The organism is Klebsiella sp. 141198, assembly GCF_050600785.1.
Classification (GTDB): Bacteria; Pseudomonadota; Gammaproteobacteria; order Enterobacterales; family Enterobacteriaceae; genus Klebsiella; species Klebsiella aerogenes.
On sequence record NZ_JAQIRM010000011.1, the window covers coordinates 39,725 to 62,853 of the forward strand.

Genomic DNA, 23,129 nt, shown 5'->3' on the forward strand with positions numbered 1-23,129 from the left:
GTATGGCGAAATCATCTCTGCGTAGAGTCCCCCTGTTTCGCGCCCTGCTGCTGGCCAGCGCGCTGGCGTCAGCATCCGTTGGCGCGCAAACCACGGTCATCACCCCGCCTCCTTTCGATGGCCTGCTCACCAATCCGGGCATCGGCGTCGCCAGCTTTCATGATGGCTATGGTGAAAAACCGACCCGCGCCGAGTATCCCGATACCGGTTTTGAGTACGATCGCTTCTACTGGAGCGAGCTGGAACCACAGGAAGGGGTCTACAATTTCGCGCCGATCGATAACGCTTTTAGCGTCGCCGCCAGCCATCAGCCAGCCATGAACGTCGGCCTGCGGGTAATGGCGCTCGACGAGCCGCAAACGGGATCAAAAATTCCCGACTGGCTGATCGCTAAAGGGATCAAAGGACAGTGGGTCGCCGACGGCAAAACCTTCGTGCCGGATCTCAGCGATCCAACGTTTATCTCCTATGCGCAAAAACTGCTGAATGCCCTTGGTCAGCGCTACGACGGCAATCCGGAACTGGCCTTTATCGATATCGGCATGGTCGGATCCTGGGGCGAATGGCACAACTCCAACTTTAGCGACATTCCGCCGTTAATGGAGAAATACACGCCGGAGCAGCTCAATCGCTATGTTGATATGCATTTCGATAGCTTCCCGAAAACGCCGAAAATCATGCTGATTAGCGGCGGCGATTCGCTAGCCTCGGCCAGCCGCCGCGGCGCGGGCTGGCGGGCGGACTGCTGGGGCGACTGGCATAACTTCTCCAGCGAGTGGAGCCATATGCGCGATGATTATCCGCAGCGTCTGGCCGCCGCCCAGGCCGCCGCGCCGGGGTTTGTCGATAGCTGGAAACGAGCGCCCGTCAGCCTTGAGATCTGCGGCTATATGAGCGAATGGCAGAGCGTGCAGCACTACACGCGTGAAGAGGTGCAGGCTACCTTCGACTGGGCGCTGCAGCAACACGCCAGCAGCCTGAACCTGAAATCAAGACCGATTCCGGCGGAATACCGCGATATTGTCGATAAAGCCTTACTGCGAATCGGCTACCGTTTCCGGGTTAACAAACTCGCCTTCGAGACGCCGGTTAAGGCTGGTAAGCCGTTAGCGATCAATGTCACCTGGCGTAATGATGGCGTCGCTCCGGCCTACCTGTTCTACCCGGTACAATGGCGCGTGGTCAACGCCGCCGGCGCCACGGTTACCCAGTTAAAAACCCAGGATGATGTGCGCCGCTGGCTGCCGGGGGATATGCAAAGCACTGTCACTCTCACGCTACCCGCCTCGCTGCCCGCAGGCGATTACGCATTGCAGACCGCCATTACCGATGCCCAGGGCAAGCCGCGGCTGCTGCTGGCCAACCAAGGCAAAACCGCCGACGGCTGGTATCAACTGACCACCTTTTCCCTTAAGTAAACGGAGAATTCATGCCTAATGCCATCAGTCAGGTCCGCCGCGAGATCAAACATACCGGCAGTATGAAGGCGAAAATCGCGATTCTGCTCTATCGCCTCGCGACGCTGTATCGCAGCCGCAACCCGTTTTACAAGCTGCTCGGCATTCCATTCGTTATTCTCAATAAACTGATTAACGAGTGTCTGTTTTGCGTCGAACTACCGTGGCAGACGCGGATCGGCTACGGGCTGAAGCTGTATCATCCGCACTGCATCGTCCTCAACCGCGGCACCGTCATCGGTGAAAACTGTATCCTGCGTCAGGGAGCCACCATCGGCAGCCTGACGGATAGCGAAGGCCGCGAAGGGGCAAGCCCGGTGATTGGCAATAATGTCGAATTCGGCGCCCACGTGGTGGTCATCGGCCCGGTGACGTTGGGTGATAATGTTAAAATTGGCGCGGGTACCGTGGTGACGAAAGATCTGGCCGCCGGTCAGGTAGTGGTCGGCCAGCCATTTCGAGTGTTGAAATCGTAATACCGGCAACGGAGATAGCCAGCCTTAGCCTGGCTCCGTTATTCCTCAGGCCCGGCGAATAAGTACCGGTACGCTCTTATAAGCCGGCGTCAGGCTCTCTTTATCGACCGCATCCAACGACAGCAGAATATTGGCCTCCGGTAGATAAGCGGCAACCGAGGCCGCCGCCATCGATACGATAAACACCGTCTGATTCAACAGCGCTTTCTCACCGTCCGGTTCGCCCCGCGCATCCAGTGCCATGATATTGACCCGATCCCCCTGCCTCAACTGACGCTTACGCGCTTCTTCCTCACTGAGGAAGATAATATCGCGGCGGCCGGTTACGCCGCGATAGCGGTCATCCATGCCGTAGATGGTGGTGTTGTATTGATCGTGGCTGCGGATGGTAGTCAATACCAGACTATCCGCCGGTAGCGCATCATCAACGGCGGTCAGATTGCAGACATGGAACGTCGCTTTACCCGATTCGGTACGATATTCGCCACGCGAAGCCGGGTTATCAAGGCGGAAGCCGCCCGGCGCGGCAATGCGCGCATTAAACTGATGGAATTCCGGGATCACCGCTTCAATCGCGTCACGGATCAGACGGTAATCACCCGTCAACCGCTCCCAGGAGACTGGGCTATCCGGCAGCGTCGCGCGGGCCAGTCCGGCGACAATGGCCGGTTCGGATAGCAAATGCGGAGAAGCAGGCTTCAGCGAACCGGTAGAGGCATGTACCATGCTCATCGAATCTTCGACGGTGATCGACTGTACGCCCGAGATTTGCAGATCGCGTTCGCTGCGGCCAAGCGCCGGGAATAAAAAGGTATCTTTGCCCGCCAACAGATGCGAGCGATTCAGCTTGGTGGCGATATGGACCTGTAGTTCCAGGCGGCGCATGGCCGGGAATGTACGCAGCGGATCCGGCATCGCTACCGCCAGATTACCGCCCATGCAGATCAGGCCGCGCGCGCGTTTATCTTCAATCGCTTTGATACTTTCGACCGAGGAACGGCCATGCTGGCGCGGCGCCTTGATGCCAAAGTAGCTCTCCAGTCGCAGATTAAACTCTTCACTCGGGGCTTCGTTAATGCCGACGCTTCTGTCGCCCTGCACGTTGGAGTGACCGCGCAACGGACAGATGCCCGCGCCTTTGCGCCCCATATTACCGCGCATCAACAGTAGATTAACCAGTAGTTGTACGTTCTGCGTGCCGTTGCGATGTTGAGTGATACCCAAACCATAGCTAATGATCACCCGCTGATGACGGCTGTAGATCCCGGCAAAGTATTCGACCACTTCGCGTTTAACCCCTGCTCCACGCTCGATATCGTCCCACGATAGCGCTTCAAGATCGGCCAACAGCGCCGGATAGCCCGAAGTGTGCCCGGCAATAAAGTCGTGATGAATGACCGGATGCTGCGCATCTAAGGCCAACAGCGCTTTCATTGCTCCGCGGAAGAACCAGGCATCGCCGCCGACGCGGATCTGGAAATAGTCGCTGGAAAGGTCGGTATGCTGACCTAACAACATATCGGACGGCGACTGCGGAAAACTAAAGCGTTCCAGACCACGCTCGCGTAGCGGGTTAACCGAGATGATTTTACCACCGCGCTGCGCTACTTCCCGTAGCGTAGAGAGCATTCGCGGATGGTTCGTTCCGGGGTTATGACCCACGCAAATCACCAGATCGGCCGCCTCAAAATCGCTAAGTTCAACGGTTCCTTTACCAATACCAATAGACGAGCCAAGCCCCGTTCCGGTGGGACTATGGCACATGTTGGAGCAGTCAGGGAAATTGTTGCTGCCATATTCCCGGGCATACAGTTGATAGAGAAACGCCGCTTCGTTGGAGGTGCGCCCTGAGGTATAAAACTCCATCTCGTCCGGCGCAAAACCACGCATGATCTCGCCGATTTCGGCAAATGCCTGTTCCCAGGCGACCGGTTGATAGGTATCGCTGATGATGTCGTACTTCATCGGATGAGTGAGACGACCGTAATTTTCTAGCTCATAATCACTGCGCTGCCACAGATCCGCAAGCGTATGATGAGCAAAGAATTCAGGCGTCGCTTTCTTTGCCGTTGTCTCCCACGACACGGCCTTGACGCCGTTTTCGCACAGCTCCATCGGCGAGCGGTGTTCCGGGTCCGGCCAGGCGCAGCCAGGGCAGTCAAACCCTTTAACCTGGTTCATTTTAAATAGTGCGATGGTATCGCGCAGCGGCGTTTTTTGCCCCAAAACGTGGGCGGTACAGGCTTTAACGGCCCCCCAACCGCCGGCGGCTCCGGCGTATTGTTTCAGGCCTCGGGTATTATTAGTCATCAGAATACATCAGCGTTATTTTCAATCGCTCTTTATTAACACAGCGTTTTTGATGTACTGATTCCCACCATGGAGTAACGGTAAGCGGATAAATAATAAAAAAGAAGTAGAATTATAATTCGAATAGCACCCAGCATTAATCAAACACGAATTAACCATTAACAAACAAATAGTTATATTTATCTAAAGCATTGATTCAGGCTGTAATATGTCACCCAAATATCATTACATGGTAAACAGAACGTAAAACCACAGCAGTAGCCCCCCAGGAAGGGGTAAATAATATTTTCGTTTAACTACCTACTATATTGCCGCCTTGTATAACGAGAGGCGGATTGGTGCGGCGGTTATTTACAATTGGTATCGATTTTTTCGGGGGGTGCCTGCGGTAACAGGCACCGGGGAGAAATTACGCGCGCAGGCGAACCGGTTCGCTGAAATCGTCAGCCGGTTCGAGCTTCAGGTTGAACGTTGCCAGCAGCGCCGCAGCGCGCTCGTGGAACTCACGCAGCGTTTTTTCGAGTCTTTCACGAACTTCAGGATCGTCGATGTCGACCGCTTGCCAGTCACCCTCTTTATCAAACAGGCCGAACTGGTAGCTATAAGTGAAACGAGATTCCTGTGCTTCCATTTCCATCCACCAGCCCCAGAATTCCCGCTTCTCCGGCGCTGGTTTAACGTTGACGCAAACTGCCAGGCAGTCGAAAAAAAAGCGGTTCTCTTCACACTGCCCTTCACGGATATAGGGGCCTAGCGCCGTGAATTTTTTAATCAGCTTACTTTTCAGGTGTCCACTCGGTAACGTCATTGCGATCTCCTTTAGTGATGCAACTGTTTTACCAAACCAATAAAATTTAGCAATATATTAACCAAATCTATGGTTGATCCAGCGGGCAATCTGACGCAATGCGTGATCGAAATTACGGTAAACCGGCTTAAACGGTATCTCCAGCAGCTTGCCATCCGCCGAAGACGAGGTGATTAACCGCGACTCCTCTTCGGGGCTAAAGGGATCGTCTTTCCAGTAGCCGGAGAGCATCGGCGTAGGGCAACGGCGGCCCAGCAAGCCCTGAGTTTTTAATGAATAACGGTTGAGCTCGACGCGCAGCGCTTCGTCGGAAGCATCGTGCATGCCAAGACGCGATGCCAGCACATCGAGGAACATCTCAGGCACCCGCGCCATCAGCTGCGGATCCACCAGCAGGTTATGCACCACCGGTCCCAGACAGGCCACCGCCTTCAGCCGCTGCGATTCCAGATACCCCAGACGAACCGCAATATTGGCGCCGAAGCGGAAACCAAATGCCGCCACCCGGGTATGGTCAACCCAGGGGACATTCTGCAGATGCTGCAGCACGTACTGATGCAGCATGCTGGTGTCCTGGCTCAGCGTCCACTTGGTTGAGAAACCGATGGACGGCATGTCCAGCGTCAGCATGGCGATACCCAGCGGGGCAAAATACTTCTCATACAGGCTGTAATAATCGGTTTGCAGCGAATCCAGACCACCGCACATCAGCACCGTCGGGAACGGGCCTTCGCCTTTCGGCATATGCAGGAAGCCCGTCACCGGCGCGCCGCCGGGGATAGCGAACTCCAGTTCACGCAGCTCGCCCGGCAGTCGTTGCGCCGCCTCTTCATAGGCCCGATTGGCCAGCGTCTGCGCCTGATCGGCTAGCCCATCGCCCTTAATATGCGGGTAGGCGGCGATGCTATAGAGGTTGGAGGCGTGCAGCCAGTGGCGACCGCTCTGCAGAGGATCGGCTTCCTGAGTCGCTTTTTGCTGCCACATCATCGCTTGTTTAGTCCACTCATACACCCAGTTGCCGCCGCGATAGCCAATCACCGTATCGTAGAGTTCCGGGTCGGAGCGCTCGGCATCGCTCATCACGATGCGCGCCTGGACATCCCATATCTCTTGCGGCGAGACGCCGCGCCAGATCCACATCAGGCGATTGATTAAGCGATACCAGTGATCGACGTGATTACCGCTCAACGCGGTCTGCATGCCCTGATGCTGGCCGGATGAAAACCGACGGACCAGCGTTGAGGTTTCCGGGTATTTGAATCGGGGTTTAAACAACGTTTCGCTAAGGTTAGCCTGTGACATGTGCCGCCTCCATCATGTTGCTGCTTGCGCTATTGTAACCCGCGTCAGAGTAAAAAAAACCACGCCCGGCATAACCGGGCGTGGTAATTATTCACTATTGGCGAGAATTAACGGCCAGCGATTGGCGGTACGAAGACGACGCCCATATCCCACGGCTGTTCAATCCAGGTATCCTGCGGGATATCAACCACATAATCATCAACCAGCGGACGGCCCGCCGGCTTGGCGAAAATGGTGACAAAGTGCGCTTTAGGATACATTTCGCGGATAGCGACAGCGGTGCCGCCGGTATCGACCAGGTCATCAATTACGATGAAACCTTCGCCATCGCCTTCAGCGCGCTTCAGTACTTTCAGTTCGCGCTGGTTGTCGTGATCGTAGCTAGAGATACATACGGTATCAACATGACGAATACCCAGTTCACGCGCCAGTAAAGCTCCCGGTACCAGACCGCCACGGCTAACGGCAATGATGCCTTTCCATTGTTCAACCGGCAGCAGACGGCTTGCCAGTTTGCGGGCGTGAATCTGCAACATGTCCCAGGTGACGACGTATTTTTCGCTCATGTGAATTGTCCCAGCCTGTGTATAACGGCTTAAATATTGTTCGAGGGGGAAAATGGTTGCGCGAGATTATAGAGACCTGACGCACTAAAAACCAGTATTAAGCGCCTCCAGCAACGCTTTTTGCGTGCTTTACACTAGCAGAGCGCGCGGAAAGTGGTATTCTCAACCACATCGCGCAAGCCCGAGCTTGTAGTGAATCTTATTGCTAACCCTCGACCTGTAAACGACTTTTGCAGGTGACTGTAAGGAGACTCATCGTGTCTGAATTGTCTCAATTATCCCCGCAACCGCTTTGGGATATTTTTGCCAAAATTTGCTCCATCCCGCACCCGTCCTATCACGAAGAACAGCTCGCCGAGCACATCATGGGTTGGGCAAAAGAGAAAGGCTTACACGCGGAACGCGACCAGGTTGGCAACATTCTGATTCGTAAAGGCGCGACTGCCGGTATGGAAAACCGCAAGCCGGTAGTTCTGCAGGCGCACCTCGATATGGTGCCGCAGAAAAATAACGATACCGTGCACGACTTCACCAAAGACCCGATTCAGCCGTATATCGACGGCGAGTGGGTTAAAGCGCGCGGCACCACCCTGGGCGCGGATAACGGCATCGGTATGGCCTCCGCGCTGGCGGTGCTGGCCGACGATAGCGTTGCCCACGGCCCACTGGAAGTGCTGCTGACCATGACCGAAGAAGCCGGCATGGATGGTGCGTTCGGTCTGCAGGCCAACTGGCTGCAGGCGGATATCCTGATCAATACCGATTCGGAAGAAGAAGGCGAAATCTACATGGGTTGCGCCGGCGGTATCGATTTCACCTCTAACCTGGCGCTGACTCGCGAAGCGATTCCTGACGGTTTCCAGAGCTTTAAACTGACCCTGAAAGGCTTAAAAGGCGGCCACTCCGGCGGTGAAATCCACGTCGGTCTGGGCAACGCTAACAAGCTGCTGGCGCGCTTCCTGGCGGGCCATGCCGATGAACTGGATCTGCGTCTGGTCGATTTCAACGGCGGTACGCTGCGTAACGCTATCCCGCGTGAAGCCTTCGCGACCGTCGCCGTCGCCGCGGATAAAGCGGATGCGCTGAAAGCGCTGGTGAATACTTACCAGGAGATCCTGAAAAACGAACTGGCGGCCAAAGAGAAGAATCTGGTCGTCCTGCTGGAAGCGGTCGCGAACGATAAAGCGGCGCTGACTCAGGCTTCCCGCGACGGTTTCGTGCGCCTGCTGAACGCGACGCCGAACGGCGTGATCCGCAACTCTGACGTCGCCAAAGGCGTGGTTGAAACCTCGCTGAACGTCGGCGTCGTGACCATGACCGACGACAACGTGCAGATCCACTGCCTGATTCGCTCGCTGATCGACAGCGGTAAAGACTACGTCGTCAGCATGCTGGATTCGCTGGGCAAACTGGCGGGGGCGAAAACCGAAGCCAAAGGCGCTTACCCAGGCTGGCAGCCGGATGCCAATTCCCCGGTTATGCACCTGGTGCGCGAGACCTATCAGCGTCTGTTCAACAAGACGCCGAACATTCAGATTATCCACGCTGGCCTGGAATGCGGTCTGTTCAAAAAACCGTATCCGGACATGGACATGGTTTCCATCGGCCCAACCATTACCGGCCCGCACTCCCCGGATGAGCAGGTTCATATCGAGAGCGTCGGCCAGTACTGGACGCTGCTGACCGAACTGCTGAAAGCGATTCCGGCTAAGTAAGCCCTACACCGGCGGCACCATGCCGCCGGTTGTCTCTCCGGCCCGGTTATGACCTGTATTGTCGGGTGGCGGCTAACGCCTTACCCGACCTACGTCGGCATATGATCTGTAGGCCCGCGCAAGCGTAGCGCCGCCGGGCAATAACCGCGGGTAAAGAGCCACTTTCGCGCCGGATGGCGGCTACGCCTTATCCGGCCTACGGTTCGTGGCATCTACCCTGTACCCGTGGCTACTGAAACTGCCGGTGTTGGTGGCCTCAAAATCGCTGAGACGTTCCCGGAAGGCCGGGGCAGCCCGCATGGATGCGGGCTGAGGGCCGTGTTTTGCACGGACGCTGCCTCGGCCCGACCCGAAGCCTGCCGGGATAAGTCGAAGGTACCACGAAGTGGCGATTTTGGCGGCCAAAGCCCGGGGGTACAGGGGGCGGCGGCGACTGGCCGCCCCCTGTGCGCTCCCTGCGCTAGGAAAGCCATAACGCAGAAGAAATATCGGGAGCGCAATGTGCTCTGAATTAACACAAAACTCGTGTTTTTCCCGGACCAAAAAAGTCGCAAACCGATAACAGTATCTATTCAGCCTTCCCCGAACCGCGTTTTTCCATGCGATAGTTGGTGAACCACTCTCCACGCGATTCTACTCGCTGCTCAGCGACGACACGAAATCCCTGGCGAAGAAAACTGGATCGTGCCGTTATGCTCGCATCAACCGACAATATCTTTCCCGGAAGGCAGGCGCAGACCGCGCCGATGAGCGCATGACCGATTCCACGACGGGTATAATCCGGCGAGACGAAAAAGAGGTCGATATAATCATTAACGACAGTGATAAATCCAACCGGCTGATTATTAATAACCGCCACCAGCACTTGCGAATGCGCAAATTTCTGCCGCCAGCGGGATTCATCAACCTGCGCCCAGGCGGCAATTTGCGCGGGAGAATAATCCCGGCTGGCGGTCTCTTTAACCGCACGCAAAAAAATGGCGCACAGCGCCGGAAAATCATCTTCTAGATACGACCTGATCGTTAACATCGTTATAGTCCAAGTACCAGTTGTCTTTCGAGCTGTGGGTCGAGCAGCGTCACGTGTAACCCCACCAGCCGCACGCCGCGGCTGCCCCGACGTTCAAGCCAGGCGTTGCGCGCGGTCGCGATTAAATCCTCTTTGTTTAACCGCGGCCAGACGTGCTCCTGAGTGGTGAGCTGAAAATCGTTAAACTTCAGTTTGATACCTTGGCGGGCGATCAGTAGATCCGGTTTTACCTTCGCCAGACGGCGTTCGAGCTCGGGATAGAGATTTTCGATAATCGCTTCGCAGTCTGACCACTCGTGAATATCTTCCGCAAGAGTGCGCTCGACGCCGACCGATTTACGCTGACGATCGTTATGGATTTCGCGCTCGTCAATGCCGTGGCTGCGCTCCCACAGGATACGCCCAAACTTACCAAAGCGTTTAAGCAGCATCGCCAGATCGCTGTTCTGCACGTCGCCACAGGTACGCAGCCCCATATTTTCCAGCTTCGCCGCCGACACCTTCCCGACGCCTGGGATTTTCGCCAGCGGCAGAGACCGCACAAATTCCGCCACCTGGTGCGGGGCAATGACGAACTGACCATTCGGCTTGTTCATATCTGAAGCGATTTTGGCGAGAAATTTAACCGGCGCCACCCCCGCCGAAGCGGTGAGATTCAGTTCACGCTCGATGGTCTGGCGGATCTCCTGGGCCATCAGCGTGGCAGAGCCGTGGCAGTGTACGCTGTCGCTCACGTCAAGGTAGGCTTCATCCAGCGACAGCGGCTCGATTAACGAGGTATAGCGGGAGAAAATTTCACGGATATGGTTCGAGGCTTCTTTGTAGGCATCAAAGCTCCCCGGCAGCAGCGTGAGGTGCGGACACAGTTTAAGCGCCGTCGCCGTCGGCATCGCGCTGCGCACGCCAAACTTACGCGCAGGATAGTTCGCGGTACTAATCACGCCACGTTGTACCCGACTGCCGCCAATGGCAATGGGGATATCGCGCAACGCCGGGTTGTCACGCATTTCCACCGCTGCGAAGAAGCAGTCCATATCGACATGGATAATTTTACGCATCGCCTTGCCCAACACTGTATACCCATACAGCATAGCAAAACTACGTGCGAATTTTATTCTTTTTTTAATTCAACCGCCAAAAAAGCTGTTACAACATAAAAGTGAAATAAATCACGTTTATTTTCATGCATTTAAATAATGAATCAGGAAGATACAATCATGAAGAAAATACTCACGCTACTCTGTCTGCTGGCAACCGGCAGCGCTTTCGCCAACCCGCAGCTGATTGCCCACCGCGGCGGCACCGGCGATGCGCCGGAAAACACCCTACCGGCCATCAAGCTGGCGCTGGAAAACCACGCGCAGGCCATCTGGATTACGGTACAGCTAAGCCGCGACGGCGTACCGGTGCTCTATCGCTCAAGCGATCTCTCCGCCCTGACCAACGCCGAGGGCAAGATCTCAAGCTTAACCGCCGCCGAGCTGGCAAAAGTCGATGCCGGCTGGAAATGGGGCGATGACAGCCATCCGTGGCGCGGCAAGCAGGCCACGATCCCGACCTTACAAAGCGTGCTGCAGCAGTGGCCGCAGACCTTCTTCTACATCGATATAAAATCACCGGATGCCGATCCCACGGTGATGGGCGAACGTCTGCTAGAGGTGTTAAAAAACACCCATAGCCTCGGGCGGGTACGGGTTTACTCCACCGAAGACCGCTATATCGCCGCTCTGCCGCAACCAATCCCACGCTTTGTTAGCCGCAGCGAAACCCGAACCAGGCTTGCAAACGTTTCGCTCAGCCACCAGTGTCAGCAAGACAGCCAGCGCGATGGCGATAAGTGGTACGGGCTGGAACTGAAGCGCAAGGTGGAGGTAGTCGAGAAGTTTACCCTCGGTGAAGGCGTTTCTCCGGCGACGCTAACCTGGGATAAAGAGGCGATGGATTGCTTCCGCTCGCAGGGTAAGACCCACATCATTTTCTTCGGCATCAATAGCGCGGAAGATTATCGTACGGCGAAAGAACTGGGCGCCGACGGCGTGATGGTGGACTCTCCGGCGCAGGCGAGAAACTGGCAGTAAGATAAAAAAGGCCGCGAAAGCGGCCTGAAAACGCAAGCGTAGCGCCGTCGGCGCATTAGAGAATGCGCTGTTGCTGGCGCTGCGCCTCGCGGGCAAGACGTTTCTTACGCGCGTCGCACGGTTCCGGACAGTCGCAGACTTTCTCCAGCCCCAGCGAGGAGATCCCGCCGCAGCTGCCTTGAATACTCTTACGCTTCACCAGGTAGCCCAGGGACATGCCGAGGATCACCAGCGCAAAAATCACAAAGGTCGCGACAAATACCGTCCACATCATCAGCCTCCAAAGTCGTCGAGCATGATGTTCTCATCTTCAACGCCCAGGTCTTTGAGCATTTTAATCACCGCGGCGTTCATCACCGGCGGCCCGCACATATAGAACTCGCAATCTTCCGGCGCCGGATGGTCGCGCAGATAGTTTTCATACAGAACATTATGGATAAAGCCCGTATGCCCGGTCCAGTTATCTTCCGGCAGCGGATCGGAGAGCGCGACGTGGAAGGTAAAATTGGGGTTTTCGCGCGCCAGCTGTTCAAACTCATCGTCATAGAACATTTCACGCAGCGAACGCGCCCCGTACCAGAAGCTGATTTTACGCTTGCTGTGCAGGCGCTTAAGCTGGTCAAAGATGTGCGAACGCATCGGCGCCATGCCCGCGCCACCGCCGATAAACACCATCTCGGCGTCGGTCTCTTTGGCAAAGAACTCGCCAAACGGCCCGGAAATCGTCACCTTATCGCCAGGCTTCAGCGACCAGATATAGGACGACATAATCCCCGGCGGCGCATCCGGTACCTTCGGCGGCGGCGTGGCGATACGCACGTTGAGCATAATGATGCCCTCCTCTTCCGGGTAGTTAGCCATCGAGTAGGCGCGCAGGGTCGGCTCTTTCACCTCAGAGACATAGCGGAACAGGTTGAACTTGTCCCAGTCTGAGCGATATTCATCGGGAATATCAAAGTCGGCATAGGCCACTTTATGCGACGGGCATTCGATCTGAATATAACCGCCGGCGCGGAACGGCACCGCTTCACCATCCGGCACCCGTAATTTGAGCTCTTTAATGAAGGTCGCTTTGTTATCGTTAGAGATAACCTCGCACTCCCATTTTTTCACGCCGAAAATCTCTTCCGGCAGCTCAATTTTCATATTCTGCTTCACCGCCACCTGGCAGGCCAGGCGGCACCCTTCTTTGGCTTCGCGTTTGGTGATATGCGAAAGCTCGGTCGGCAGAATATCGCCGCCGCCTTCTTTGATGGTCACCCGGCACTGGCCGCAGGAGCCGCCGCCGCCGCAGGCGGAAGAGACGAAGATACCGTTGCTGGAGAGCGTGTTCAGCAGTTTGTCACCCGCCGGGGTGCGGATCTGTTTATCCGCTTCGTTATTGATTTCAATAACCACGTCGCCCGCGTTCACCAGCTTCGAGCGCGCCACCAGGATAAGCCCCGACAGGACCAGCACGATCAGCGTGAACATCACCACGCCAAGAATAATTTCCATACTTTTCCGCCCTTATAGCTGCACACCGGAGAATGACATAAAGCCGAGCGCCATCAGTCCGGTGGTGATAAAGGTGATCCCTAACCCGCGCAGACCAGCGGGCACGTTGGCGTACTTCATTTTTTCGCGGATCCCCGCCATCGCGACAATCGCCAGCATCCAGCCAATGCCGGAACCAAAGCCGTAGACAATAGATTCCGGGAAGTTGTAATCGCGCTGCACCATAAACGACACGCCGCCGAAAATAGCGCAGTTAACGGCGATAAGCGGCAGGAAGATCCCTAACGCGTTATAGAGTGCCGGGAAGTACTTATCGAGGATCATCTCAAGTATTTGCACCAGCGCCGCAATCACCCCGATAAAGGTGATGAAGTTAAGGAAGCTGAGGTCTACGCCTTCCATCAATGCGCCGTCGCGCAGCACCAAGTTATAGACCAGATTGTTGATCGGTACGGCAAGACCCAGCACCACCGTGACCGCAACGCCGAGGCCAAACGCGGTGGAAACCTTTTTCGACACCGCGAGGAAGGTACACATCCCGAGGAAAAAGGCCAGCGCCATGTTCTCAACGAACACCGCGCGGACAAACAGGCTAATGTAATGAGCCATGACCGGTTACTCCTTTTCCTGCTGTTCAGGCTTCCAGCTACGCAGGGCCCAAATCAGCAAACCGATAATGAAGAACGCGCTCGGCGCCAGCAGGAACAGGCCGTTCGGCTGATACCAGCCGCCGTTCTGCACCGTTTCCAGTACGGTGATACCAAACAGCTTGCCGCTGCCGATAAGCTCGCGCAGGAAGCCGACGATAATCAGGATTGCGCCGTAACCGAGACCGTTACCGATACCATCCATAAAGCTGGCCAGCGGCGGCGATTTCATGGCATAAGCTTCGGCACGCCCCATCACGATACAGTTCGTGATGATAAGCCCGACGAACACCGACAGCTGCTTAGAGGTCTCATAGGCGAAAGCCCGCAGCAGCTGATCCACCACGATAACCAACGAGGCGATGATCGCCATCTGCACGATAATGCGCACGCTATTGGGAATATGGTGGCGAATCATAGAGATAAACATGCTGGAGAACGCCGTTACCAGCGTCACCGCAATGGTCATCACGAAGGCGGTTTCCAGTTTGGTGGTCACCGCCAGCGCGGAGCAGACGCCTAGCACCTGCAGGGCGATGGGGTTATTGGCGATAAGCGGCCCCACCAGCACGCGCTTCACCTCTTTCATATCGCTCTGTTCAGCCATTATTCAGCTCTCCCTCACGAACCTTTTTCAGGAACGGACCAAAGCCCAGTTCGCCCATCCAGAAATCAAAGCTATGCTGCACGCCGTTTGATGTCAGCGTGGCGCCGGATAAACCGTCAACCGCGTGGAGATCGCCTGCGCGCGCGCCGCCTTTTACCACCTTCAACGACGGCATGCCGTTGTCATCCAGCACCTGCTTACCGACAAACTGCTGACGCCAGTTCGGGTTTTCCACCTCACCGCCCAGCCCCGGCGTTTCGCCCTGATCGTAGTAAGTAATGCCTTTCACCGTACGCCCATCGACGTCCAGCGCCACGAAGGCGTACATCATTGACCACAGGCCATTGCCATAGATAGGCAGCACGACTTCCTGGATCTGCTGCTGCGCGTCACGCACCAGGTAAATTTCCGCCAGGTTGCTGCGGCGTTTAATCCCGGCCGGATCCTGGCTGGCGTCGAGCGCGATGCTCTGCTGTGGATCTTTCAGCGCCTGAGCCTGATTAAATTTGCCCGGGTCTTTATCCAGCAGTTCGCCGGTCGCCAGATTGACCAGCCGCGGGGTAATGCGCGCGGCGAAGGTTTCCGCCACCGCGTCAGCATCCATCCCCTGCTGCATCAGGCCGGCGACGGCCAGGATATTGCGCTGTTTATCCAGCGCGCGTTGTTCCTGCTGACGCGACTTGAGGCCCACGGCGGAACCGGCGACCACAATGGAGCACACCAGACAAAGCACCAGCACCACCAGCAGCGTTTTGCCGATGCTATCGTTACTTTTCTTCTCAGCCACGCGACTTCCTCCGCTTGATATTGGCCTGCACCACCAGGTAATCGAACAGCGGCGCAAAGAGGTTGGCGAACAGAATCGCCAACATCATCCCTTCCGGATAGGCCGGGTTGACGACGCGAATCAGTACGCACATCACGCCAATCAGCAGGCCGTAGCTCCATTTACCTTTATCGGTAAAGGAAGCCGATACCGGGTCAGTCGCCATAAACATCATGCCGAAGGCGAAACCGCCGAGCACCAGATGCCAGTACCACGGCATCGAGAACATGGGGTTGGTATCGGAACCGATAAAGTTAAACAGCGTGGCGGTGGCGATCATGCCGACCATCACCCCGGCGACGATGCGCCAGGAGGCGATACGGGCAAAGATAATGAACGCGCCGCCGATGAGGATCATCAGCGTCGACACTTCGCCAATCGAGCCGGGAATATTGCCAAGGAAGGCGTCCATCCAGCTCACCGGGATGCCGGTGGCGACGTTAACCAGCGCTTCACCGCCGCCGCTGGCCCACTGGGAGAGCGGCGTCGCGCCGGAAAAACCGTCCGCCGCCGTCCATACCAGGTCGCCGGAAATCTGCGCCGGGTAGGCAAAGAACAGAAACGCGCGCCCCGCCAGCGCCGGGTTGAGGAAGTTGCGCCCGGTGCCGCCGAAAATTTCTTTGGCAATCACCACGCCGAAGGAGATCCCCAGCGCCGCCTGCCATAGCGGCATCGTGGGCGGCACAATCAGCGCGAAGAGAATCGAGGTAACGAAAAAGCCTTCGTTGATCTCATGTTTGCGCACAATCGCGAACAGTACTTCCCAAAAACCGCCAACGATGAATACGGTCAGGTAGATAGGCAGGAAAAATACCGCCCCCAGCGTCATCATGCTGAGCCACCCGGCATCGGCGCTGAAGCTCACCCCTAACCATTGGGCAACGCTATAGTGCCAGTTGTTGGCAATCACCTGCTGCAGCTGTTCGGCGCCGTATAGCTTGTGCAGCGCCGGAATTGTCTGCAAGCCGACGTTGTACATGCCCCAGAACATCGCCGGGAACACTGCAAACCAGACGAGGATCATCATCCGCTTGAGGTCGATGGCGTCACGTACGTGCGCGGCGCCGCGGGTGACTAAACCCGGGGTGTAGAAGATTGTCGCCGCCGCTTCATACAGCGGGTAATATTTTGCTAACTTGCCGCCGTGGGTGAAATGCGGCTCAAGTTTCTCAATCAGGTGCTTTAAGCCCATCTCTTATCCTTCCTGCTCAATCTGGGTTAACACGCTGCGCAGCGCCGGGCCGTATTCATATTTGCCCGGACAAACGTAGGTGCAGAGCGCCAGATCTTCTTCATCCAGCTCCAGACAGCCCAGCGCCTGGGCGCTATCGCTATCGCCGGCGAGCAGATCGCGCAGCAATATGGTGGGCAGAATATCCAGCGGCATTACCCGCTCATAGTTGCCGATCGGCACCATCGCCCGCTCGCCGCCGTTAGTATCAGTGGAGAAATTAAAGCGCTTGCGCTTAAAGAAATGACCAAGGGTGGTACGGGTAATCGAGAACTTCTCTTTGCCCGGCATCACCCAGCCAAACAGCTCTTTTTCACGGCCTTCTCGTACCACGCTGACCTGCAAATGGTAGCGCCCGAGGAAAGCGTGAGGGCCGCAGGCATGGGTGCCGCTCAAGACTGAACCGGAAATTACCCGGTTTTCATCATCCACCAGCTCGCCCGCCAGCAGTTCATCGAGGCTGGCGCCGAGACAGGTTTGCAGCAATCGCGGCTGTTTTACCTGCGGGCCGCCAAGGGCAATGACGCGTTCGCTGTACAGCTCGCCGTCGAGGAACAGTCTGCCGATGGCGATGACCTCCTGATAGTTGAGATGCCAGACCTGTTTGGTCAGGCTGACCGGCTCAAGGAAGTGAATGTGCGTACCGGCAAGACCTGCCGGATGCGGGCCGCTAAACTGGTTGAATGTCACCTGCCCGGCGGGATGGCCGCCCAGCTTGCCGCCGCTGGCCTGACAGACGTGGACTTTACCGTCCGTCAGGTGCGTCAGCACCGTCAGACCGGCATCAAAGGCTTCACGCTGGGCCAGGATAATCGGCTGCGGTTCAGCCGCCAGCGGGTTGGTATCGATAGCGGTGACGAAAATAGCCGCCGGAACGCTATCCGGCGCGGGAATTTTGCTGAAAGGACGGGTACGAAACGCCGTCCACTGCCCGGAGTCCAGCAGCTGTTGCTGCACCGCTTCCCGCGCTAAATCGTTAAGATCTTCTAATGCGTAGCGGGTAAACGACACCGCATCATTACTGCCGTCGACGTCAATCACCACCGATTGCAGCACCCGGCGCTCGCCGCGATGAATGGCGCTAACTACCCCGCTGGCTGGCGCGGTAAAACGTACCCCGGCGTTCTTTTTGTCTTCGAACAGCACCTGGCCTTTCTGCACCCGATCGCCTTCGCTCACCGCCATCGAGGGGCGCATGCCGACGTACTCCTCGCCGAGCAGCGCGACGCGTTTCACCGCAGGCCGGGACGAGATCTGCTGTAATGGCATGCCAGCTATGGGCAAATCCAGCCCTTTCGTGATTTTAATCATATCGTTAGCAGGTATCCGTAACCTAAACCCCGGCTCAAGCCGAGGCCAGCATTATTGATGGAATATCAGAATAAGAAAGGAATAGCGGTGCCACGGGGGCACAAGACGGGAGAGAAGCATCCTTTCTTACCCTGGTCATAAACGGCGGGAGTGTAACATTTTGTGAGTGGCAGAAGTAGGAAAAGCGCCAATAAGTGCTTCTAAAATGCGAGCTATTGCGCAAAGTTCTCACTGCGCTTTGCGGCAATATTCGCTATAAAGGAACATTAAATTGTAAACGCAGCCACACCGTGCTTGCGAAAAACTGCCGTGATGCTAATGTGAGCGCTCTAAATCCAGAAAACTCTGATTTCGGGTATCTCTTGCCGTCCTGGCATGTGGTTTTTTGTTTTATCAAGGAACAAGCAGTATGCGCAAAATCGCATTCTTTATTGCGATGCTTCTGTTGCCGTGCGTGTCATTTGCTGGGTTACTCAGCAGTAACAGCCCGACAACGCCGGTTAGCAAAGAATATAAACAGCAGTTAATGGGCTCCCCCGTTTATATTGAGATCTTCAAAGAAGAGCGGATGCTCGATCTCTATGTCAAAATGGGCGAAACCTACCAGCTTCTCGATAGCTACCGGATCTGTAACTACTCCGGCGGCCTCGGGCCGAAGCAACGCCAGGGCGATTTTAAAAGTCCGGAAGGATTTTATAACGTCTCGCGCAGTCAGCTAAAACCAGACAGCCGCTTTTATAAAGCGATCAATATCGGCTTCCCGAATGCCTACGATCGCGCGCACGGCTATGAAGGTAAATACCTGATGATCCACGGCGCCTGCGTTTCCGTCGGCTGCTACGCGATGACCGACACCGGCATTGACGAGATCTTCCAGTTTGTCACCGGCGCGCTGGTATTTGGCCAGCCAAGCGTGCAGGTCAGCATCTATCCGTTCCGGATGACCGACGCCAACATGGCGCGGCATAAGTTCTCGTACTATTCGGATTTCTGGAAGCAGCTGAAGCCAGGCTATGACTACTTCCAGCAGACCCACAAACCGCCGGTGGTTTCGGTGATGGATGGCCGCTATATCGTCAGCAAGCCGCTCAGCCACGAGGTTATCCAGCCGCAGCTGGCCTCAAACTATACGCTCCCCGAGGCAAAATAACGCCCACTCGCCTGGCATGATTTTATTCCAGGCCTCATTGCCGGTCAGCGGCTGAGTGGCGATAACGGAGACCACATCGTTTGGTGTGGTCTCACGTTGAAAATCAATTTCCACATCCTGATCCAGCAGCTTCGCCACGCCAAACGGCGCCCGACGGGTGATCCAGTACAGGTTGGTTGAACAGTACGCCATCACATAGCGCCCGTCCGATAACAGCATATTAAACACGCCCTTCTCGCGCATTTCGCCCGCCAGCGTCGCGATGTATTTAAACACCCCGACCATATTGCCAGGCGTGCGCGGATAGCGCTCGGTTAAACGGTGCAACAGCCAGCAGAAAGCCGTTTCGCTGTCGGTCTCGCCCACCGGGCGGAAATTTCCCGTCTTCAGCGATTTATAACCCTTGAGCTGGCCGTTATGGGCGTAGGTCCAGTGGCGCCCCCACAGCTCGCGAGTAAACGGATGGGTGTTTTCCAGCGCCACCTCGCCGCGGTTAGCCTGACGGATATGGGCGATGACGGAACAGGATTTGATGGGATAATCCTGTACCAGTTTGGCTATCGGCGACTGAAAGCTCGGCTGCGGATCTTTAAATGTGCGACACCCTTTTCCTTCGTAAAAGGTAATGCCCCAGCCGTCTTTATGCGGCCCGGTGCCGCCCCCGCGCTGAACCAGCCCGGAGAAGCTAAAACAGATATCGGTCGGCACATTGGCGCTCATCCCGAGCAATTCGCACATAGATCACCTCATACCACTGTACAAAATATCCTGCCGCTAAAGCCTTGTCGCCGCGGCTCCTCAACATGGAAGCCACGGCGCCGTCATCATGGCAAGTTAAGCTTTAACCATCTCTTTTTCGATCAACATAATCAGAATATGAATCACCTTAATGTGAATCTCCTGAATGCGATCGGCGTAACCGAAATGCGGTACGCGGATTTCAACATCGGCGGAACCCGCCATTTTGCCGCCGTCTTTACCGGTCAGGGTGATCACTTTCATTCCCTGCGCACGAGCGGCTTCAATCGCTTTGATCACGTTGCCGGAATTGCCGGAAGTGGAGATCCCCAGCAGAACATCGCCTGCGCGGCCAACCGATTCAACGTAGCGGGAGAAGACGTATTCATAGCCAAAATCATTACTCACGCAGGACAGATGGCTGACATCAGAGATAGCGATCGCCGGATAACCAGGGCGGTTTTCGCGATAACGCCCGGTCAGCTCTTCCGCAAAATGCATCGCATCGCAATGAGAACCGCCGTTGCCGCAGGAAAGCACTTTACCGCCAGCTTTGAAGCTATCCGCCAGCAGTACCGCCGCGCGTTGGATAGCATGAATGTTGGCCTCGTCCTGCAGAAAGTTGGCCAGCGTTTCCGCGGCTTCGTTCAGTTCGTTACGAATAAGATCCTGGTACATGAGGATAATCCTTCAGTATTGGTTGGAATAACCCTGGCAGTGTACCGGATAGCCGCCGAAGCGAGAAGCAGCAGGCGACGTTATCCCCCCTCCTTTTGATTTTACGTGCCGCTTTTCCAGCCAACAATGTGAGCAAGGTTGTAATTATTTTGTAAACACATTGCTAAAACAAATTACATCCACTACAACCAATACATCACAAGTGGTCAGACCTCCTACAAGATAAGGGAGCATTTCTCTATGATGATTTTGAGTATTGTTGCAACCGTAGTGTTACTCGGCGTGCTCTTCTATCACCGAGTCAGCCTGCTTCTCAGCAGCGTGATTTTGCTCGCATGGACCGCGGCGCTCAGCGTGGCGGGGCTGTGGAATATCTGGCTGCTGCTGCCGCTGGCGATTATCCTGCTGCCGTTCAACTTTGCGCCGATGCGTAAATCCCTTTTCTCCGCCCCGGCATTCCGCGCTTTCCGTAAAGTAATGCCGCCGATGTCGCGTACGGAAAAAGAAGCCATCGATGCCGGCACCACCTGGTGGGAAGGCGATCTGTTCCGCGGCAACCCGGACTGGCACAAGCTGCATAACTATCCGCAGCCGCGCCTCACCGCCGAAGAGCAGGCTTTCATCGACGGCCCGGTAGAAGAAGCCTGCCGCATGGCGAACGACTTCGAAATTACCCATGAGATGGCGGATCTGCCGCCGGAGCTGTGGGCGTACCTGAAAGAGCATCGCTTCTTCGCGATGATCATTAAGAAAGAGTACGGCGGGCTGGAGTTTTCCGCCTATGCCCAGTCTCGCGTGCTGCAAAAGCTGTCCGGCGTTTCCGGGATCCTGGCGATCACCGTCGGCGTGCCTAACTCCTTAGGGCCGGGCGAACTGCTGCAACATTACGGTACCGAAGAGCAGAAAAATCACTACCTGCCGCGCCTGGCGCGTGGTCAGGAGATCCCATGCTTCGCGTTGACCAGCCCGGAAGCGGGCTCCGACGCCGGCGCGATCCCGGATACCGGCGTAGTCTGTATGGGCGACTGGCAGGGTCAGCAGGTGCTGGGGATGCGCCTGACCTGGAACAAGCGCTATATCACCCTCGCGCCAATCGCCACCGTACTGGGCCTGGCTTTCAAACTCTCAGACCCGGACCGTCTGCTGGGCGGCGAGGAAGAACTCGGTATCACCTGCGCGCTGATCCCTACCTCAACGCCGGGCGTGGAAATTGGCCGTCGTCACTTCCCGCTGAACGTACCGTTCCAGAACGGCCCCACTCGTGGTAAAGATATTTTCGTACCGATCGATTACATCATCGGCGGCCCGAGCATGGCCGGCCAGGGCTGGCGTATGCTGGTTGAGTGCCTGTCCGTGGGTCGCGGTATTACTCTGCCGTCCAACGCCACCGGCGGCCTGAAATCCGTCGCTATGGCGACCGGCGCCTACGCCCACATTCGCCGTCAGTTCAAAATCTCGATTGGTAAAATGGAAGGGATCGAAGAGCCGCTGGCGCGTATCGCAGGTAACGCCTACGTAATGGACGCCGCCGCTTCGCTGATTACCTACGGGATTATGCTTGGCGAGAAACCGGCGGTGCTGTCGGCAATCGTTAAATATCATTGTACACACCGTGGCCAGCGTTCAATCATTGACGCTATGGATATTACCGGCGGTAAAGGCATCATGCTGGGCGAAGGCAACTTCCTTGCCCGCGCTTATCAGGGCGCGCCGATCGCCATTACCGTTGAAGGGGCGAATATCCTCACCCGCAGCATGATGATCTTTGGTCAAGGGGCGATTCGCTGCCATCCGTATGTACTGGATGAGATGGCCGCCGCGCAGAACAATGACGTTAACGCCTTCGACAAGCTGCTGTTTAAACATATCGGCCACGTTGGTAGCAACAAAGTACGCAGCTTCTGGCTGGGCCTGACTCGCGGCCGCACCAGCAGCGCGCCGACCCGTGACACCACGCGCCGCTACTATCAGCACATGAACCGCCTGAGCGCCAACCTGGCCCTGCTGTCGGATGTATCAATGGCGGTGCTGGGCGGCAGCCTGAAGCGTCGCGAACGTATCTCCGCGCGTCTCGGCGACGTGCTGAGCCAGCTTTATCTGGCATCGGCGGTGCTGAAACGTTATGACGATGAAGGCCGTAATGAAGCGGATCTGCCGCTGGTCCATTGGGGCGTGCAGGATGCGCTGTATCAGGCGGAGCAGGCTATCGATGACCTGCTGAAGAACTTCCCGAACCGCTTTGTCGCAGGCGCGCTGCGTCTCGCCATCTTCCCGACCGGCCGTCACTACGATGCGCCGTCCGATAAGCTGGATCATAAAGTGGCGAAAATCCTGCAGGTTCCGAGCGCGACCCGCTCTCGTATCGGTCGCGGTCAGTACCTGACGCCAAGCGAACATAACCCGGTTGGCCTGCTGGAAGAGGCGCTGCTGGATGTGATGGCGGCGGATCCAATCCACCAGCGCATCTGCAAAGAGCTGGGTAAAAATCTGCCGTTCACTCGCCTGGATGAGCTGGCCACTAATGCGCTGGCCAAAGGGTTAATTAATCAGGAGGAAGCCGCAATCCTGACCCGTGCAGAAACCAGCCGTCTGCGCAGTATTAACGTTGATGATTTCGCGGCGGATGAACTGGCGACCAAACCGGTAAAGCTGCCGGAAAAAATCCGCAAGATTGAAGCGGCATAATAAAAGCAATACTGCAC

Annotated in this window: 21 protein-coding genes; 6 read left to right on the forward strand and 15 right to left on the reverse strand. The window is 56.3% G+C overall.

Annotated features, from left to right (window positions below):
• Window positions 1-2 precede the first annotated feature (2 nt).
• Together PGR10_RS24730 and PGR10_RS24735 are read left to right on the forward strand one after the other, a co-directional pair.
• The gene (locus PGR10_RS24730) at window positions 3-1,418 is read left to right on the forward strand and encodes a DUF4832 domain-containing protein (protein WP_430924268.1); all 1,416 of its coding nucleotides are present in this window, start codon (window positions 3-5) and stop codon (window positions 1,416-1,418) included.
• An 11-nt stretch (window positions 1,419-1,429) separates the two neighbouring features.
• Complete coding sequence (locus PGR10_RS24735) at window positions 1,430-1,933, forward strand: serine acetyltransferase (protein WP_087859111.1); 504 nt, start codon at window positions 1,430-1,432, stop codon at window positions 1,931-1,933.
• Between the two features lie 45 nt (window positions 1,934-1,978).
• Here PGR10_RS24735 and PGR10_RS24740 read toward each other — a convergent pair whose 3' ends face one another.
• From PGR10_RS24740 to gpt, 4 genes are all read right to left on the reverse strand, one after another.
• Entirely contained in the window at window positions 1,979-4,243 is a 2,265-nt protein-coding gene (locus PGR10_RS24740) for an FdhF/YdeP family oxidoreductase (protein ID WP_430924269.1), read from the reverse strand.
• 409 nt (window positions 4,244-4,652) lie between these two features.
• Window positions 4,653-5,051 carry a sigma factor-binding protein Crl gene (gene crl / locus PGR10_RS24745; RefSeq protein ID WP_015368042.1) on the reverse strand — a complete coding sequence of 133 codons (399 nt, stop codon included), beginning with the start codon at window positions 5,049-5,051 and terminating at the stop codon, window positions 4,653-4,655.
• A 57-nt stretch (window positions 5,052-5,108) separates the two neighbouring features.
• Window positions 5,109-6,353: an esterase FrsA gene (frsA, locus tag PGR10_RS24750; protein WP_015368041.1), complete on the reverse strand. Its 1,245-nt coding sequence runs from the start codon at window positions 6,351-6,353 to the stop codon at window positions 5,109-5,111.
• 107 nt (window positions 6,354-6,460) lie between these two features.
• Window positions 6,461-6,919 (reverse strand): xanthine phosphoribosyltransferase, encoded by a 459-nt coding sequence (gene gpt, locus PGR10_RS24755; protein ID WP_002889733.1) that lies wholly within the window; start codon window positions 6,917-6,919, stop codon window positions 6,461-6,463.
• A 257-nt stretch (window positions 6,920-7,176) separates the two neighbouring features.
• Between gpt and pepD the strand changes: the two genes are divergently transcribed.
• On the forward strand, window positions 7,177-8,634 hold the full coding sequence (pepD, locus tag PGR10_RS24760; protein WP_213317727.1) for a cytosol nonspecific dipeptidase: 1,458 nt from the start codon (window positions 7,177-7,179) through the stop codon (window positions 8,632-8,634).
• A 568-nt stretch (window positions 8,635-9,202) separates the two neighbouring features.
• Here pepD and PGR10_RS24765 read toward each other — a convergent pair.
• Together PGR10_RS24765 and dinB are read right to left on the reverse strand one after the other, a co-directional pair.
• Window positions 9,203-9,664: a GNAT family N-acetyltransferase gene (locus PGR10_RS24765; RefSeq protein ID WP_430924270.1), complete on the reverse strand. Its 462-nt coding sequence runs from the start codon at window positions 9,662-9,664 to the stop codon at window positions 9,203-9,205.
• Between the two features lie 2 nt (window positions 9,665-9,666).
• A complete protein-coding gene (gene dinB / locus PGR10_RS24770; protein ID WP_430924271.1) occupies window positions 9,667-10,722 on the reverse strand; it encodes a DNA polymerase IV in 1,056 nt (351 codons plus the stop codon).
• Window positions 10,723-10,881: 159 nt separating this feature from the next.
• Here dinB and PGR10_RS24775 point away from each other — a divergent pair, with 159 nt between their 5' ends.
• On the forward strand, window positions 10,882-11,742 hold the full coding sequence (locus PGR10_RS24775; RefSeq protein WP_430924272.1) for a glycerophosphodiester phosphodiesterase family protein: 861 nt from the start codon (window positions 10,882-10,884) through the stop codon (window positions 11,740-11,742).
• A gap of 55 nt (window positions 11,743-11,797) precedes the next feature.
• Here the strand turns inward: PGR10_RS24775 and nqrM are convergent, their stop codons facing one another.
• Genes nqrM through PGR10_RS24810 form a run of 7 tightly spaced genes read right to left on the reverse strand, consistent with a single transcriptional unit; the run spans window position 11,798 to window position 17,861 of the window.
• Window positions 11,798-12,013: a (Na+)-NQR maturation NqrM gene (gene nqrM, locus PGR10_RS24780; RefSeq protein WP_015368113.1), complete on the reverse strand. Its 216-nt coding sequence runs from the start codon at window positions 12,011-12,013 to the stop codon at window positions 11,798-11,800.
• 2 nt (window positions 12,014-12,015) lie between these two features.
• Complete coding sequence (gene nqrF, locus PGR10_RS24785; RefSeq protein ID WP_087859105.1) at window positions 12,016-13,239, reverse strand: NADH:ubiquinone reductase (Na(+)-transporting) subunit F; 1,224 nt, start codon at window positions 13,237-13,239, stop codon at window positions 12,016-12,018.
• Between the two features lie 12 nt (window positions 13,240-13,251).
• Complete coding sequence (gene nqrE / locus PGR10_RS24790; protein WP_015368115.1) at window positions 13,252-13,848, reverse strand: NADH:ubiquinone reductase (Na(+)-transporting) subunit E; 597 nt, start codon at window positions 13,846-13,848, stop codon at window positions 13,252-13,254.
• 6 nt (window positions 13,849-13,854) lie between these two features.
• Window positions 13,855-14,493 (reverse strand): NADH:ubiquinone reductase (Na(+)-transporting) subunit D, encoded by a 639-nt coding sequence (locus PGR10_RS24795; RefSeq protein ID WP_002889716.1) that lies wholly within the window; start codon window positions 14,491-14,493, stop codon window positions 13,855-13,857.
• Window positions 14,486-15,280, reverse strand: coding sequence for a Na(+)-translocating NADH-quinone reductase subunit C (locus tag PGR10_RS24800; RefSeq protein WP_015704472.1), 795 nt, complete (start codon window positions 15,278-15,280; stop codon window positions 14,486-14,488). Before PGR10_RS24800 ends, PGR10_RS24795 begins: the two co-directional genes overlap by 8 nt.
• Window positions 15,273-16,511 carry an NADH:ubiquinone reductase (Na(+)-transporting) subunit B gene (locus tag PGR10_RS24805; protein ID WP_015704471.1) on the reverse strand — a complete coding sequence of 413 codons (1,239 nt, stop codon included), beginning with the start codon at window positions 16,509-16,511 and terminating at the stop codon, window positions 15,273-15,275. The genes PGR10_RS24800 and PGR10_RS24805 overlap by 8 nt, the downstream gene beginning before the upstream one ends.
• Window positions 16,512-16,514: 3 nt before the next feature.
• The gene (locus tag PGR10_RS24810; RefSeq protein WP_213794308.1) at window positions 16,515-17,861 is read right to left on the reverse strand and encodes a Na(+)-translocating NADH-quinone reductase subunit A; all 1,347 of its coding nucleotides are present in this window, start codon (window positions 17,859-17,861) and stop codon (window positions 16,515-16,517) included.
• A gap of 409 nt (window positions 17,862-18,270) precedes the next feature.
• Between PGR10_RS24810 and dpaA the strand changes: the two genes are divergently transcribed.
• Complete coding sequence (gene dpaA / locus PGR10_RS24815) at window positions 18,271-19,011, forward strand: peptidoglycan meso-diaminopimelic acid protein amidase (RefSeq protein ID WP_113374924.1); 741 nt, start codon at window positions 18,271-18,273, stop codon at window positions 19,009-19,011.
• Here dpaA and PGR10_RS24820 read toward each other — a convergent pair.
• Entirely contained in the window at window positions 18,982-19,749 is a 768-nt protein-coding gene (locus PGR10_RS24820; protein ID WP_015368120.1) for a class II glutamine amidotransferase, read from the reverse strand. The genes dpaA and PGR10_RS24820 overlap by 30 nt on opposite strands.
• 96 nt (window positions 19,750-19,845) lie before the next feature.
• Window positions 19,846-20,427 (reverse strand): D-sedoheptulose 7-phosphate isomerase, encoded by a 582-nt coding sequence (gene lpcA, locus PGR10_RS24825; RefSeq protein ID WP_004099149.1) that lies wholly within the window; start codon window positions 20,425-20,427, stop codon window positions 19,846-19,848.
• 240 nt (window positions 20,428-20,667) lie between these two features.
• Here lpcA and fadE point away from each other — a divergent pair, with 240 nt between their 5' ends.
• The gene (fadE, locus tag PGR10_RS24830; protein ID WP_047047387.1) at window positions 20,668-23,112 is read left to right on the forward strand and encodes an acyl-CoA dehydrogenase FadE; all 2,445 of its coding nucleotides are present in this window, start codon (window positions 20,668-20,670) and stop codon (window positions 23,110-23,112) included.
• Window positions 23,113-23,129: the final 17 nt, after the last annotated feature.